Source organism: Comamonas resistens (genome assembly GCF_030064165.1).
In the GTDB taxonomy this organism is placed as follows: Bacteria; Pseudomonadota; Gammaproteobacteria; order Burkholderiales; family Burkholderiaceae_C; genus Comamonas; species Comamonas resistens.
In genome coordinates, this window is record NZ_CP125947.1 from 1689570 (window position 1) to 1705536 (window position 15967).

General features: G+C 58.3%; 7 protein-coding genes. All 7 read right to left on the bottom strand.

The genetic code is table 11. The features are described from left to right. The 7 genes from mcrC to QMY55_RS07900 are packed head-to-tail and all read right to left on the bottom strand — an operon-like array spanning nt 1 to nt 15965. The gene (gene mcrC, locus QMY55_RS07870; protein WP_283488073.1) at nt 1-1137 is read right to left on the bottom strand and encodes a 5-methylcytosine-specific restriction endonuclease system specificity protein McrC; all 1137 of its coding nucleotides are present in this window, start codon (nt 1135-1137) and stop codon (nt 1-3) included. Next, nucleotides 1137-3359, bottom strand: a complete 2223-nt coding sequence (locus QMY55_RS07875) for an McrB family protein (protein ID WP_283488074.1) — start codon at nt 3357-3359, stop codon at nt 1137-1139. The genes mcrC and QMY55_RS07875 overlap by 1 nt, the downstream gene beginning before the upstream one ends. Nucleotides 3360-3371: 12 nt before the next feature. Continuing rightward, nucleotides 3372-6365 carry a type I restriction endonuclease subunit R gene (locus tag QMY55_RS07880; RefSeq protein ID WP_283488075.1) on the bottom strand — a complete coding sequence of 998 codons (2994 nt, stop codon included), beginning with the start codon at nt 6363-6365 and terminating at the stop codon, nt 3372-3374. Between the two features lie 4 nt (nt 6366-6369). After that, nucleotides 6370-7533, bottom strand: a complete 1164-nt coding sequence (locus tag QMY55_RS07885; RefSeq protein WP_283488076.1) for a restriction endonuclease subunit S — start codon at nt 7531-7533, stop codon at nt 6370-6372. Next, nucleotides 7526-9052 carry a type I restriction-modification system subunit M gene (locus QMY55_RS07890; RefSeq protein WP_150427983.1) on the bottom strand — a complete coding sequence of 509 codons (1527 nt, stop codon included), beginning with the start codon at nt 9050-9052 and terminating at the stop codon, nt 7526-7528. The genes QMY55_RS07885 and QMY55_RS07890 overlap by 8 nt, the downstream gene beginning before the upstream one ends. Then, nucleotides 9049-10536 carry a type I restriction-modification system subunit M gene (locus tag QMY55_RS07895; RefSeq protein ID WP_283488077.1) on the bottom strand — a complete coding sequence of 496 codons (1488 nt, stop codon included), beginning with the start codon at nt 10534-10536 and terminating at the stop codon, nt 9049-9051. The genes QMY55_RS07890 and QMY55_RS07895 overlap by 4 nt, the downstream gene beginning before the upstream one ends. Continuing rightward, on the bottom strand, nt 10536-15965 hold the full coding sequence (locus tag QMY55_RS07900) for a DUF4011 domain-containing protein (RefSeq protein WP_283488078.1): 5430 nt from the start codon (nt 15963-15965) through the stop codon (nt 10536-10538). The genes QMY55_RS07895 and QMY55_RS07900 overlap by 1 nt, the downstream gene beginning before the upstream one ends. Nucleotides 15966-15967: the final 2 nt, after the last annotated feature.

A 15967-nucleotide genomic window follows, 5' to 3' on the forward strand; every position in this document is an offset into this window, starting at 1 on the left:
TCACTGGCCTGTCACTGACTGGATCGGGTCAAAGAATCGCAGCAGTTGCGATCGAATATCCGCCGTCGACGCAGTCAGATCCACGGTGGCAAAACGAATGCGATGCCCCTGGATCAGCACTGTCTCGTCGACCATCTGGCCGATCGCGGGATGCAACAACAATCCACTCGCGTGATCTGCAAGCGCATCGCCGCACCCAACCTGGGAGCGCAGATAGGCGTAGATCTGGTACACGTATCCGCTGCGCAGGGTTTCCTCACGGTACCAACCGCTCGTCACAATCGAGGTGAACTTGGTATCGATGACGATCCGCTGCCCGTTTGACGGGTGGTCGAGCACGACATCAGTTCGCATGGTCGGCAATATCTTGTCGATCCCCGCCGTCTTCTGCTCGATCTGCCAGCCCATCGTCCCGCCGCACAGCACCCGCCAGCCCTGCGGACTCAATACGACTTCGTAGAAGCCGCCCACCGCCCGCTCGAACAAACGGCGTACCCACGTCGCTTCTCTGTCCGGCAGAGAGAGTACATTCGCACCCGACGCCTCCGTAGGTAGCACTAGGTCGAACGCCAGCTTTGCGGCTGCCACCATGAACCGGTCGTCCGCATCGTTACGGCCGAAACGATCAGTGCTCATTTGGGCGCGGGTCGGTGCGTCCCCTGATACACCCATTGCCTTCATGCCACCCGCAAGTGCGCGGCACCGATGGGCAACGTCCTTCCTCTGAACGATCCTGGAGATCGACTCCAAGGCTGCTCGGACGAAACGATTGCGTGGTGTGTCGATGGTGAGTTCGTCGAACCGGCACGCCACCAGGCCTCTATCCATCAACTGATGGCGTTCGGTGGTCAAGACGTCGATCCGGCCACGCACGCGATTGATGACTGCATCACGAGATCGATATCCAAGACTCAAGCGGCGACGCTGTCGCACCTCAACCGCGTGGGCAAGGATCTCCGCGACTAGATCCGGTAGATCGTCCGGGCGGTCTTCCAAGCCGATCTTGCCGATGCCGCGAGTGCGGAACAGGTCAGAGGCGTAGAGCATCAGCAGCCAGAGGTTGCGCACCGGAATGCGTCCGATGAACCCCTCAGCGCTCATGGATGCACTTTCCACCTGTTCTGCGACGGCGGTCATCACCAGCCCTGCGTCAGCCGTGCAATCGCCTTTTGTGCTTCGTCGGGCGCGTCGAACCAGTATTCATCCAGCAACGGGCCGATCTCCGTATCCACGACCTGCTGGAACCACTTCTTCGTGTCTCCCGCCTCCAGTCGATGTGCGGGTGTCACATAGCTGTGACCAATCCGGAATTGCTTGCCAAGGCGCGCATCCGTCGCGATCTGATCGTTCAGCTCGGCGATACGGCGCTCGATATCCGCGACCAAGCCCGGATCGACAGCGCAATCCTTGACCACCCAATCCCGCCAAACCTGGCCGAGTCTCGGCTCCAGTCCAACGAAAGCAAAGCGGCGACGCAATGCCAGATCGACCAGTGCAAGCGATCGGTCGGCGATATTCATGGTGCCGACCACATAGAGATTCTCGGGAATATGGACGGGACGTCGTTTGCCGTCCGCATCCGGATAACAGAGTTCCAGCGCTTCGTTGGGCGTCCGTTTGCCCGCCTCAAGCAGCGTCAGCAACTCGCCGAAGATCTGCGCCGGGTTTCCACGGTTGATCTCCTCGATTACCACGACAAACTTCGACGAAGGGTCCTTCGATGCAGCCTTGATGGCTTCCATGAAGACACCGTCCGCCAGCGACAACTTGCCTTCGCCAGTGGGGCGCCACCCTCGAACAAAGTCCTCGTAGGACAGGTTGGGGTGGAACTGCACGGCGCGGACCTTGCTGTCGTCCTTCTGGCCCATGAGCGCGAACGCGAGCCGTTTGGCTAACCAGGTCTTGCCCGTGCCCGGAGGCCCCTGAAGGATGAGGTTCTTTTTTGTGCGCAGACGATCGAGCAAGCGGTCAATCTCGGCCCGCTCCAGGAAACAGCCGTCCTTGAGGATGTCCTCCACCGAGTAGGGAGCGATTGGCGCTGCCACCTGAAAGGCTTCGCGAACTTCGCCTTCAGTTTCCTGTTCTGCTCCGGCATTGGTACCGATATCGCCAGCCGGCACAGGCTCGTCAACCGGGTCTTTGTACATCCAGGACGCAAGAGACAAGTCTGGGAAACTGTGGACGGGATAGCCGTCTTCGCCGAAGCGCGAACGCAAATCGTCCAGCAGCTTCAAATAGGCCCGACCATCACATGGGCCTTGCTGACCACTGATGGCGACATTCAGGCCGAGCCGCTTGTTGATGTAGTGGCGCGACTGGCTATCCAAGGTCAGGAATTCCCACGGATGCGCCCAGTAGAGACCTGTCGAAAGGTTCCATGCGACACCCCACACTTGGGTTGCCTCATCATAAGCCCGGATGAAGGCATCGCGAGTGTCCAACTGGTCGCCATCGACCATCTTGCTCGCGGCAACGAATACCTTCCATAGGGCGTCGATGTCGCCCGCACCACGCTTGTCAGCATAGGCGAAAAACCAGGAACGTTGGTTGTTGAGGACGGGGATGCCCTCGAATGAAGGCGGGACCGGCACCGTGACACCCAGCAGCTTGGCAAGTTCACCCGCGATGGTCTTGCGGTTGGCATCGGTCATGGACCGGTTAAAGGTGCCCATCGTGGTGAACGGGCAAATGTCGCGCAGCGGACCACTGGTTCCGTCGGGAAACTTATCCTGGAGATAGGTCAGCCCCGGCACCCGGGACGCGATCTCGTGGATGCCCTCGATGAGCGGCGTTCGATCGTCTGCGTGGGCCAGCAGCTTTTCGGCCACTGCCTCGTAGAAGTCCGTCCACTCGAAGCGCTGCTTTTCTTGTGAAGTTGTGCCGTAACGCTCCCGCCAAAACGGCTCGTTGCGAAAGCGATCGATATCCTGCGGCTTGCCGTCAAAGGCGAATGCGATCAGCGCATCGTTCATCCATTCGCCAGGTAACACACGCCAGATCGTCGCTCGGTGAGTGTAGAAGTACCACTCCCGCACCGGCTCGACCTTGGCCCAGTCCACCTTCACCCGCTTCCCGTCGTTCAGGTTTTCGGTGATCGTGCCGACCGCCTTGATCCCCATAACCGAAGCCGCGCGGCCTCGGCTATCGAAGGGCAGACCGTGCTTTCGCGTGTAAGACGACTTGATGGCGATCCGCTCTCCCGGGCGCATGGAACGCACCACATCGAGGAGCTTGTCGTCGTATCCGTTCTCCCAAATTCCTTCTGCAAGAAATCGCGGCATCTGATCATCTGTACCGCCATAGCTCGCGCCGACGAACCAGGTCGCCTGCGGTGCACTATCTATCGTCTGAGTGGTCATCCCCCGCCCCCTTTAGTAATACTGCCGGATGTAGCTGTAGGCCTTCTCGAACAGCTCTTCATCAGCATGCAGCTTGTATTTGAAGAGGGCCTTGCGCAGTGCCTTCTTGACCTCACGCTCACCCGCCTGAGTACCTTGCCAGCCCGGGAAGCGGACGAGGCGCACGATCTCGTCGATGTCCGCCACAACGCGTTCGACCATGATGGGCGTCTCGGCGGTCTTCACCTCGTTGAACAGCTCGGTCAGCGCCGCCTTTCCGCGATCCTCGTCCTCTTCGGGCGGGACCTCCTTCTCGGCTTGCAGCGTCTCCTTGGCGATCTCCAGCAACTGCTTCAGAAACTCGACGCTGTTGATCTGCCCGGATTCGAAGCGGTCCTTCAGCGCATCGAGCCGCTCCGACAGCTTCTTGAACTTGGGGTTGCCGCCATGCCCGCGCAGCCGGCGCTTGAGCTTGATCTCGATCTCCTTGGCCTTCTTAGGGTCTGGGTTCGACAGAACCGCTTCCAGCAGATCAGCGTCCAGCACCAGGGTGTCGAGGTCATCCCGCACCGCGTCGACATGCACGTTCTGGTGGATCAGCTCGATGGTCTTTGCGCCCAGCGAATGCCAGATCAGCTTGCCGTGACCACTGGACGGCTGCACCGACTGGTACACCTGGGACAACCACTTGTAGTCCTTCTCGAAGGGGCCCAGAACAGTGTCCGGTGAAAGCGCCTCCCAGATCTTGTTGAGCACGCTGTACTCGGCGGCAAAGTTGTCTCGCACCTCGTTGTTGGGCAGGCACTGCTGTGCCGCGATCAGGCCCTCATAACCTTGCAAGCTGCGATCGCAGCCAGAGAAGAAGGCCAGGCACTTCTGCATCGACTCAGGCAGCTTGTCCTTCAGCTCCTGGATATTGCTGACCACCTGCTTGACGCTCTGGTCGTCGAATTCCAGCGCCGCTGCCACGTCGTCGAAGATGCCGAGGTAATCCACGATCAAGCCGTGGGTCTTCTGCTCGGAGTAGGTGCGGTTCACGCGGCAGATGGCCTGCAGCAGCGTGTGGTCGCGCAGCGGCTTGTCTAGGTACATCGCCTGCAGGATGGGCGCATCGAAGCCGGTCAGCAGCTTGGCCGTGACGATGATCAGCTTCAGTGGGTCGGCCGGGTCGCGGAACCGATCCAGCAGTCGCTCTTCTTCGTCGCGGCTTCGGTCGTAGGGCACGTACTCTGGATGTTCCTTCTTGTCCGCCGCCTGCACCGACATCACGATGTCTGTAGCCTCGGGCGGCAGCAGCTTGTCCAACTCGGTTTTGAACAGCAGGCAGGATTCCCGGTCGAAGGTGACGATCTGGCCTTTGAAACCGTTGGGCTCCACCTTGGTCTGGAAGTGCTCGACGATGTCCTCGCACACCTTGCGGATGCGCTCAGGCGTCTTGACCAGCACGGCCATCTTGGCGGCGGTCTTCGCGAGGTTGTCCTTGTCCAGATCCGACAGGCCGCCGGTCAGGTCTTTGTACGCGGCATCCAGCGCCGCCTTGTCGATGTGCAGGTCAATCAGTCGTGGCTCGAAGTGCAGCTTCAGCGTGGCACCGTCGCGGATCGACTCCTCGAAGCCGTACCGGCTCATGTAGCCCTTCTCATCCTCGTCGGCACCAAAGGCGTAGAAGGTGTTGCGGTCGGCACGGTTGATCGGCGTGCCGGTCAGGCCGAACAGAAACGCATTGGGCAGGGCCTCACGCATCTTGCGACCGAGGTCGCCTTCCTGCGTGCGGTGCGCTTCGTCCACCAGCGCGATGATGTTGCTGCGGTCGTTCAGGCTGCCCGTGGCCTCGCCGAACTTGAAGATCGTGGTGATGATGATCTTGCGCACATCCTGCGCCAGCAACTGCTGCAGTTTGTCGCGGGTATCTGCCTTTTCCAGATTGGGGATGTCCGCCCCGGTGAAGGTGCCCGTGATCTGGCTGTCGAGATCGATCCGGTCCACCACGATCAGCACGGTGGGATTCTTCAGGCCGGCGTGCATGCGCAGCTTCTGCGCGGCGAAGACCATCAGCAGCGACTTGCCCGAGCCCTGGAAGTGCCAGATCAGCCCTTTCCTGGGGTAACCCGCCAGCACGCGCTCGACGATCTTGTTGGCCGCTTCAAACTGCTGGTAGCGGCAGATAATCTTGATGCGCTGCTTTTTCTTATTGGTGGCGAATAGAGTGAAGCTGCCGAGGATGTCCAGCACTACATGCGGACGCAACATGCTCTCCGCTGACAGCTTGAGCGACTTCAGTGGGTGGTGCTGGCCATCATCGCCGTCACCATCCAGATGCCAAGGGCCCCAATCTTTTACTGGCAGACCGATGGAGCCGTAGCGGTAGGCCTTGCCCTCAGTGGCCACCGAGAACACGTTGCAGACGAACAGCTCGGGTACGAACTTCTCGTAGTCGTCGTGCACCTGTACAGCACCGTCAACCCAACTGATGCACTTCTTGACTGGCGTCTTGGCCTCGATCAGTACCAGCGGCAGACCATTCACCAACATCACCAGATCGGCACGGCGTTCGGTGGAGCCAGCTCGGTAGGTGTACTGCTGGGTGACGATGTACTGGTTCTGCCCCAGGTCATCGAAGTCGATCAACCGCACCGGCACATGCTCATTGTTGTGGCCGAAGGGCATCGAGCGCTCGCCACGCATCCAGGCGGTCATCTCCTCGTTGGCGCGGATCAGACCGTCTGAACGCACCGACAGCACGATGGCCCGCAGCTTGTAGAGCACTTCATCGGCGCGGTCAGGCTGAGCGGCAATCTCCGGGTTCAGGCGGGTCAGCGCATCGCGCAGCCAGGGCTCGACCAGCACCTCCTGAATCTGGCGTGGCACCTCCGCCGGGGCAGCGTAGCGCCAGCCGATGCCTTTGGGGCTGGGTCCGTAGCTGGCTTGGGGTTCCTGGGCGGTGTTAGCCGGGACAGACTTGATCGGGCCGGCGAGCAGATCGCGGACGTAGGCTTCGACGGTGTTGGATTCGTTAAAAGCAGCCATCGAACTACTCCATCGACAATGCGGTTAGATGTGCGGTGCGGCGCATCTCATGCGTTAAATCAAGCCTAGCTGCCAGTTGGCTCTCGGCTGATTCAATCCCCCTTAATCTGGCCACTAGCTCTCTCTGCTCTTCCAGAGACGGCACAGGGATTGGGAAACTCTTGAGCAGGCCGCAACTCAGTGCGTGCTGGTTCGTACCCTGCGACCAATGACGAAGTGCTTCGTAGCTAGATTCCAGTAGATAAAACAGATACCAAGGATCAAGCGAATCACCTGGGATGACGGCGCCAAAGTTCTGGTTAATGCACGAGTCAATCGCCAGCATTGCTGCACGCCCCCGAGTCTGCCCCTCACCAATCATTGCAACGAGGGTTGCACCAGCAGGAATCAATGTCAGTGGACACTCAGACAAAGCCTTTTCGGTGATGAATTCGTCTGCGTGTCGAATCAACCGTTCGTTCACTTTTCCTGTTGGAAGCCATGGAATAGCACCTTTCCAGAATTCATCGTTTGCACGGCGCGGTGTAGATCCGTTTCTAATTTCTGCTACAGAGCCCATCTTCACTTTTGGGGAGCTAATTCTTGAAAATGTCTCAAGTGCTACCGATTTCCTTAACTTTGTCGCAGCAGCGAGTGCTTTCAGAACTGCTTCAGACTGCTCTTCGACAGCAGAGAGAAGGTGGATAGTCCGGCGCTGATCTCCTAATGGCGGCAGTGCAAAATCGAAATTTGCCAAACTTGTCCAGTTCGTGCGCGGGCTCAGCGACCCAGCCGACGTACCCACGGCGTGATCAAAAAAAGCATCAGTCTGGCAAATGAAGGGCAACAGCTCCGGCAGCAAGACCTGTGCGTCCTTGGTTTCCAACACATAGATGTCCCCGGAGCACACTCCAGAGAAATCCGCCACAGCCACCTTGCGCTGGTAAGCGCGGCGCTTGCCGAACAGCACCTGCCCCGGTTGAAAAACGCTCGTGAATGTCACGCCGTCAGCGACATTGCCCCAGCTGCGGATGCGCAAATCACCGGGTTCGAGATGTTCCAGACCGACGTAGCGTTCAATGCCATCGGCCAGCGGATCTTGGCTGCGGGCTTTCGAGAGACGTACCACATCGCCAAATTTCACCCGGCGCCAGCCGGGCTTCAGGGTTTTATTGTTCTTGTCAGACACGCTCGATGTCCTCCGTAATCACTCCATCCAGCGTTTCCACCAGCGCGTCCATCTGTTGCCAGAAGGCACGGCCATCGGTTTGCCATTGATCCCAGGCTGAGCGCAGCGATACCGCGTCACCATTGCTGTCGGTGGCGATGGCGGCGGCAATGCGCTTCACGTACAGCGGGATCGAGAGGTTGCCCGCATTGATGCCGATTTCGGCCAGGGTGGCGACCTTGGCGAAACCGGGAACATCGGCAAACGTTTTGTAAGCGGTCAGGATGCGCTGCTGGTGCTCGGGCTTAAGAAAGCTCTGCGCCCGTTCGCGGGTTACCTCACTCACCGCGTCGATGAAGATCACCTTGCCCTTGCGAGCGGCGACCTTCTTGCGGTTGCAGATGACGATGCACGACTCCATCGGAGAGTTGTAGAACAGGTTGGGGCCCAAGCCGATGACGGCCTCGACCCAGTCCTGCTCGACCATCTTGGCGCGCATGGCCTGTTCTTCGTTACGGAACAGCACACCGTGGGGCCAGAGCACGGCACTACGCCCCTTGGTGGTGAGGCTGGTCAGGATGTGCTGTTGGAAGGCGTAGTCGGCGCGGCCCTGCGGTGGCGTACCCAGCGAGTTGCGTCCCCACTTGTCACTACTCCAGGCCTCGCGATTCCACTGCTTGATGGAGTACGGCGGGTTGGCCAGGATCACATCGAACTGGCGCAGGCGGTCGCCTTCGATGTGCTTGGGTTCAGCCAGGGTGTCACCCCGGATGATCTCGAAGTCCTCCACGCCATGCAGGAACAGATTCATGCGGGCGATGGATGAGGTAATGAGGTTGCGCTCCTGCCCGTAGAGCTTGAGCGTGCGGTACTCTCCGCCCGAGCGCTTCACTTCGTCCAGCGCTGAAATCAACATGCCGCCGGTACCGCACGTGGGGTCGTAAATCGACTCGCCCGCCTGAGGTGCAAGAAGTTGCGTCATCAAGTGGACGACGGTGCGGTTGGTGTAGAACTCGGCCGCCGTGTGGCCTGAGTCGTCCGCGAACTTCTTGATCAGGTACTCGTAGGCGTTGCCCAACTCGTCCTCGGGGACGTTGGCCACCGAGAGTGTCTGCGTCGAGAAGTGCTCAATCAGGTTTTTCAGCGTTTCATCGGGCAGGCGCTCGCGGTTGGTCCAGGGTGCATCGCCGAAGATGCCATCAAGCAGATCCGGGTTGGCGGTCTCGATAGCACGCATGGCTTTCTGGATGGCGGCGCCTACGTTCTTGGGTGCCTGGCGAACATCGTTCCAGTGAGCGCCTTGGGGAATCTGGAAGCGGTGGTTCTCCGCGAACTGCGCGTAGGAGAGGTCGCCCTTCGAGTTGGCCAGGGCCGCCTGGTATTCCTCCTCCCACACATCCGACACGCGCTTGTAGAACAGCAGCGGGAAGATGAACTGCTTGTAGTCGCCGGCGTCGATGAGGCCGCGCAGCAGCACGGCGGCACCCCACAGGTAGCTTTCGAGTTCTTGTTGGCTGATGCGTTTACTTGGGTGACTCATTTCAGCCATCCCCCTTCAGTAATGACCTGCGCGAGCCGCTCTTCGGCTTCACGGCAGCGGATGAGCGCGTCCTTGAATGCCGTGATGGCAACCGGCAGCGGGGGGATGTCTTCTTGCAATGGCGGCAGGACATAGCGCGAGATGTTCAGCGTCCAGTCCTCGACTTTGATCTCGTCGAGGCTGACCACGCGGACCGCGTCCTGCACATCGGCAAAGCCGCGATACCAGCCGAGGATCTCGGCGGCGTGCTCGGGTTCCAGATAGTTTTGCGCGCGCCCCCGGCGGAACAGGCGTGACGCATCGGCGATCAGCACCTTTTTTTTGTGCTTGACCGGTTTGCGCTTGCGCAAGACCAGGATGCACGCGGCCAGGCCGGTGCCGTAAAACAGGTTGGGCGCCAACCCGATTACGGCCTCGACCAGATCCATCTCCAGCAGTTTCTGGCGGATGCTGCCTTCCACACCTTTGCGGAACAGGGCGCCCTGGGGCAGCACCACGGCCATCCGGCCGCTGACGTCAGCCATTGACTTGACCATGTGCTGCACCCAGGCAAAGTCACCGCTGGATGAGGGCGGCAGACCAGCAAAGTTGCGGCCGAAGGGATCGTTCAGCCACAGGTCCTCGCCCCACTTTTCCAGCGAGAAAGGGGGGTTGGCGATCACGCAGTCGAAGGTGGCCAGTCGGTCGACCTCGAAGAAGGCCGGGTTGCGCAGCGTGTCGCCGCGCACCACCTGGAAGTCTTCAATGCCGTGGAGGAACAAGTTCATCCGCGCAATGGATGAGGTGGTGAGGTTCTTCTCTTGTCCGTACAGCTTGCCCCACAGCCGCTTCACGTCGCCATGCTGTTCCTTCACGTGCTGCACGGCGGCCAGCAACATGCCGCCGGTACCACAGGCCGGGTCGTAGATGGTCTCGGCTTCTTTGGGATCGAGCATGTCGATCATTAGCCGCACGACGCTGCGCGGGGTGTAGAACTCCCCGGCCTTCTTGTTGGTGGCGTCGGCGAACTTCTTGATCAGGTATTCGTAGGCGTCGCCAAGCAGATCTGAGTTGACGTTCTTGTTGCCAAACGGCAGCTTGGAGAAGTGCTCGATCAGGTCCTTGAGCAAGGCATCGGACAGCCGCTCCTTGTTTGACCACTGGGCATCGCCGAACACGCCGTATAGGGTGTCGGGGTTGGCCTTCTCAATCTCGCGCATCGCGCGCTGAAGGGCCGTCCCGACATTGCTGGCCTTGGTGCGAACGTCGTTCCAGTGGCAGTCTTCCGGGATCTGGAAGCGGTGCGATTCCGGAAACCAGGCGAGTTGCTCGTCACCGGTCTCATCAACGATCTCCTGGTACTCCTCGTCCCAGACGTCGCAGATGCGCTTGAAGAACAACAGCGGGAAGATGTAGGTCTTGAAGTCAGCCGCATCCACCGGGCCGCGCAGGATGTTGGCGGATTCCCAGAGGTGTGACTCGAGGGTAGCTAAAGAAACAAGCATTAGTGCTGAGCTCTCTTAATTTCTATGATTTGGAACGTCTTGGATGCGCTTCCAGCAAGATGAAGCACCACCTCGTCACCGACGACAGCACCGAGTATTGCCTGTGCTAGTGGACGGCTTTCATTAACAATCCCGTTGGCAAAGTCGTCTTTGCTTCTGGTGATCTGGACGGTCATAACGTCGTTAGGACGAGCAAGATCGATGTATCGAACTACGTCACCCACCTCAATTTCGAGGTCATCTTCTGTGTCGATCAGTACAGAGCTAACCGCTGCTCTTTCCCTCTCAGCTTGAACAGTGTTCTCAACCGATTCGATTTGCTGAGTGACGCGAACAGTCGATTGCCCTGAACCTTGCCCTTCTTCGATCCAAGCGTCTCCGGCGGGATGCTCGGGCTTCCAGCTCTCGCGCAAATACTCAAGGAAGTTGATGAGTTTCTCGGTTTCTTGTCGTGGAGTGCGGAACCAGTCCGTTGACCAGATGCGCCAAATGCGACCACGCCAGCCAAGAGCCTCAAGGATCTCTTGACGGATGCGGTCACGATCGCGAACTGACAAAGCCGAGTGATAGGTTGCTCCGTCGCATTCGATTGCTGCCAGATATGATCCTGGCGCGTCTGGATGCTTGACGGCGATGTCAATGCGGTATCCCGCCACACCGAGCTGAGGGGTGACTTCATAGCCACGCATCTTGAGCATGTCCATGACGGAGATCTCGAAATCACTGTCTGGTTCGCGGTCTGTTTCCTCTATGGTCGGCAACGAGCCTGTGCGGGCGTACTCGAGATAATTGCGCAGCGCCTTGGTGCCGTCCGGAGTAGTGCCATCCATCACGATGTCTTCGGGACGAAGAGATGTGTACAGGGCGATTGACTTTTTGGCGCGGGTGAACAGCACGTTCAGTCGACGCCAGCCGCCTTGCCGACTGATGGGGCCAAAGTTCTGACGAACAGCACTGGACCCTGGTGGCTTGCCAAAAGTCGTTGAGATGATGATGGCGTCGCGTTCATCACCTTGTACGTTTTCGAGGTTCTTGATGAACAAGGGCTGACCCTCGGACGCCCAATGGTCTCGGTAGGAGTCAGCCCCGCGAACCGATCTCAGTCGCTCTTCCAGCAGTTCTGCGATCAAGTCACGCTGCTTAATGTTCAACGTGACGATGCCAAGTGAATCATTGGGGCGTGTTGCTATGTGCTCAGCGACCGCATCTACGATCCGCTTAGCTTCGCGCAGATTAGTTTGGTTTTCATAGATGGCGTCGGCCAGGTAGACGGCACGCACACCGAGCTTGCCGCCCTGACCATACGGTGAAGGGAAGATCACCAAATTGCCACGGTAGAAGCTATGGTTTGAAAAAGCGATCAACGAATGATGCTGTGAGCGGTAATGCCAGCGCAGGGAGCGAGCCGGCCTGAAATGCGATGAGCAGACATCCAGAATGCTCTCGGCATCCGTGGTGGTGAAGTGATCGTCACCACCGTCACCGTCCTGATTCATCCGGGAGAAGAACGACGTCGGGGGCAGCTGCTTCGGATCACCAACCACCACCAATTGACCACCACGGGCGACCGAGCCTATGGCCTCTTCGGGCTTCAGCTGGGATGCTTCGTCCATGATGACGAGGTCAAACTTGATGACCCCTGGAGCCAGATACTGCGCCACGGCTTGAGGTCCCATCATGAAGCAAGGCTTGAGCGCCTGAATCGACCCACCGGCTCGGGTAAGAATTTTCCGAACAGGCATGCGTGGGCGTTGTTGAGGCATGAGGTAGTTCAGGAGAACCATCTCAGTCCGATCATCGACGCGAGCACCGTTCCTGCCGGGAGGCGGAGAGGCCTTGCGAGTGCATTCGTAGGCGATTGCCTTGCCACGTAGAGCAATGATCTCCTTGTCCAGTCGTTTGAACTCGTCGCGGATCTGGTTGTGCTTGAGGCCAGTAAAGCGCCCAAGCTGGGGGATGTTGCGGAAGGCTTCCCGAGTGATCGTGCTGTAGGTGCAATAGGCGTAGGCGTCTGACAGCTCATCAGGTTTGATGCGCTTTCTCTCAAGAAGCTCGACGAACTCAGACAAGGCCAGCTCGTTGGCCTCCTTGCGGCGGGTCAGATACAGCGACCAAGGAATCAGAAGGTCCTGATCCTCGACTGCCTTTTGAACTGCGCCATGCAGGGCGCTGACAAACAGCTCTAAGTCCTCGTCTGCAGGTGCGCCCGTCCAGGTTTCCAGTTCGAACTTCCCGAACTGAGACAGAGCATTGCTCAGGCTCTCAACCTGCTGCAGTCCCGTGTGGACGGGTTCCAGTGCGGCAGCAAGGGTGCGGCAGGCGTCAATCGTATGCCCGGTGCGCAGCTTGTACTTGACCTGCGGAGATAAATTGAGACCGTCGATACTTTGACCGAAGGACAGCGCCTCGATAGCGGTCGAACAGTCCGTATCTACGCCCAGATAGAGGTCGCCGAGGAGCGACTTGACGCGTGCATTGGCTTGAATCTGTGACTTCAGCGACGAACGCTCCAAGGCTGCATCGCATCCGGCGATTACTTGGCTGAATGTCGCTTGGCTGCGAGCCTCCAACTCAAGCCATTCGAATCGGTCTTCGAGGGCTTCTGTGAATTCACCGGTCTTCTCCAACACCTTGTCGAGGAGATTGCTGCCGCTGAATTCAGAGAGGCGTTTAAGCTTTGTGTTGATGTCTTTGACTGCTGCGATTGCGGTCGTGATCTCCAGCTTGACCGTCGAGAATTCGCGGCGCAGGGCTCGGGCTTGGTCGGCAGTGAAGCTGATTGGGTCGATCAGAACGGCTTGGATATCTTCTGAGGCGACTTTGATGCCCCGATTCCACTTCGCCAAGGCAAGGTATCCCTCCAATGGGAATGGGGTAGCTGGCGCGGGGAAACCGAGGAACTGCGTCCAGGTCGGAGAGGACTTCCACTTTTCTTTGAGTCCCGTCAGCTTGACGATTTTTTCGAGCTGCTCCAGCCGCTTTTGGCCAGGCATTTTGCGCTTGGTGCGTTGGAGCGCCTTGTGCAGCCCTACCGCCTTGCGCCACCGACATTGGAAGATGCGGTACCACGCATCGCCTTCTCGCAGGGTCAGGATGGCTTGCTTGATATCTCCTTCATGCGGCAAGGTATCCACATAGAGTGAGTCCCCGAGTTCTTTTTCAAGACCGGTCCACTCTCCTTGGAGGGCAAGCAACTGATCAAGGGCCTGGACCGCGCCATCGCGAGTCAGTCCAGGATTCTGGAGATGGAAGTGCTCCTCTGGGGCATCCAGCACGAGATCGGTAAAACTGAGCAACTGCTCCAGCTTCTGCTTCGATCCGTCATAGGGGATGTTCTTTCCGCCGAGGAAATCGATCAGGTTGGCATTGGCCGTTGAGAGTTTGCCAGTAGCCTCGACGAGCTGCTGATGCAGGATGCGCAGATCGTTGAGTGCGCCCAGTTCCGCGCCCAAGCTACTAGCGATTCGTTGCAGACTCTTGAGTTCATCTGCGACCGAATTAGTAACGCTGGACTCCAGCTTCAGAGCTGTATTGACAGATCCCTCAAGGCTGTGGAATTGCTCGACCTGTTTGGCAAATGCGTCAATCGCTTGGGCCGCTTTAGTTCCTGTCTCATCATCCTCAAAGAAGCCTGGGATGAGGTGAAGCGGTAGCTGCTGATTGGCAGTCGCAAGCAGCTTTTTCAGTATGGACAGTTGCTCGCCGCTGAAATCCAGGGAAAGGTTGTAGACTTGGCCTCCAAGCACTTGCGAGAAGTGCTTCGCGTCATCCTCAAAGGTTCGAGACCACCCATCAGCCGCCTCAAATAGCTGGGCAAGCTTGACTTCGTCGCCGGGAATCAGACGTTCAGGGTAGAAACCCCAGAAGGTGCTGCTTGCATCAAAGCCGCCAACCGACTTGTACTGGGAGCCGAGATACCCCAGACAGTCCATGCGACGACCGAATTCGAATTCGGAAATTTGAGTTGCATCGCTGATGTTGATCTGGCTGAGCATGCTCTCTTCGTTGCTCAGACCTTGGCGGTGTTTCTCAGCTCGCCACATGATCTGATGCAGCGTCAAGCCAAACTCGTTGTGAGCGACGGAGTTGATCAGGTCTGTGTAGGCTTTGAGATCGTGACGATGAGCTTCCAACTGCTGCTGCAGACGGGGAAGATCATTCGGATGGTTGGGCCTGAAGGCGGTTCGCTTGGCAATTTCTTCCAAGACCCGCTTCTTGTTGGTCTTGTTACTGTGCAGCTCGAGAATAAACGGATCTAGGCCAGCCAGTGACAGGCGGTTTTTTACGACTTCAAGAGCAGCTAGCTTCTCGGCGACGAAGAGCACCTTCTTGCCTTCTGCAAGGCAGGCCGCGATCAGGTTCGTGATGGTCTGGGACTTGCCTGTTCCCGGAGGGCCTTCGATCACTAGGTTCTTCTTGAGCGACAGGACATCGATGAGGGCGCTGTGCTGAGAGCTGTCAGCGTCGTAGACCAGTGGGATGCTGGCACCAGGGCCTTCTTCCACCAGGTGTTCTTCGGCTAGGCTCAGTCCAGCTCCGCCGTCATCTGCTCGTCCTTCGAACACCTCTCTGACAATGGGGTGGTCGATCAGTGAGTTCTCGTCGCCGTTCTCAGGCCATTTGGTGGGGTCCAGATCGCGAACCAGCAGCATGTTGCTGAAGCTGAGCAAGCACAGGGAGACGCGGTGCTTGAGGGCGAATCCAGGCTGCTTTTTGATGATCGCCTGAACCTCAGCAAAGTACCCGTTTACGTCAATCTGCTCCTCGGCAAGCTCGGGCAAAACCAAACCGAAGTCGTTGCGCAGCTTCTCCCGTAGAGACAGGTTTTCCGAAATGTCGTCGCCTGTGTACTGGAGCGAGAACTGCTGGATGCCCGCGATTTCCTTCTTCTGCAGCGACACTGGGACACTGATCAAGGGCGCAGTGAACGTCTTATCGCTGTCACGCTGGTCTGGGAACTCTAAGAATCCAAGCACCAAGAACAGCATGTTCGCGCCCGTTTCCTCAATAGCGAGCGTGGCCTCACGCTCGATCTTGCGGCAGTGCTTCGCGAGATCGTCCGGGTACATAAGTGATCGGACATTCGATTCATCCGAGCTCTGACCGACACCAGGGATGTCGTAGCTCGTTGAGATGCCTTGGGACTTGGCCCATTCCCTAGGCTCTGGTCTTTGTAAGCGACCGTTGCGCTCCAACCAGTCCCCTCTGGATGGTTCTGGCAGTCCGAGAATGCTGATGCTGGCTTTGTTGTTTGCTTCGACCAGTCGCTGATAGATTGCTGCGGGATGACCCTCAATGAACTGAAGTGACTTGCCAGCAGTGTGCTTGAAGTTAATCAGGCGATTTCGACCGGTGAGATCTAATAGCTTGAGGCGTAACTGTTCAAGCGCAGAAGTCAGCGCGGAAGAGTCCAAGTTCACGGTTGTCATTG

What these genes read in the sequence shown, in the direction of transcription:
- QMY55_RS07890 (WP_150427983.1), bottom strand. Translation starts at nt 9,052, where the DNA reads ATGAGTCACCCAAGTAAACGCATCAGCCAACAAGAACTCGAAAGCTAC.
- QMY55_RS07895 (WP_283488077.1), bottom strand. Translation starts at nt 10,536, where the DNA reads ATGCTTGTTTCTTTAGCTACCCTCGAGTCACACCTCTGGGAATCCGCC.
- QMY55_RS07880 (WP_283488075.1), bottom strand. Translation starts at nt 6,365, where the DNA reads ATGGCTGCTTTTAACGAATCCAACACCGTCGAAGCCTACGTCCGCGAT.
- mcrC (WP_283488073.1), bottom strand. Translation starts at nt 1,137, where the DNA reads ATGACCGCCGTCGCAGAACAGGTGGAAAGTGCATCCATGAGCGCTGAG.
- QMY55_RS07900 (WP_283488078.1), bottom strand. Translation starts at nt 15,965, where the DNA reads ATGACAACCGTGAACTTGGACTCTTCCGCGCTGACTTCTGCGCTTGAA.
- QMY55_RS07875 (WP_283488074.1), bottom strand. Translation starts at nt 3,359, where the DNA reads ATGACCACTCAGACGATAGATAGTGCACCGCAGGCGACCTGGTTCGTC.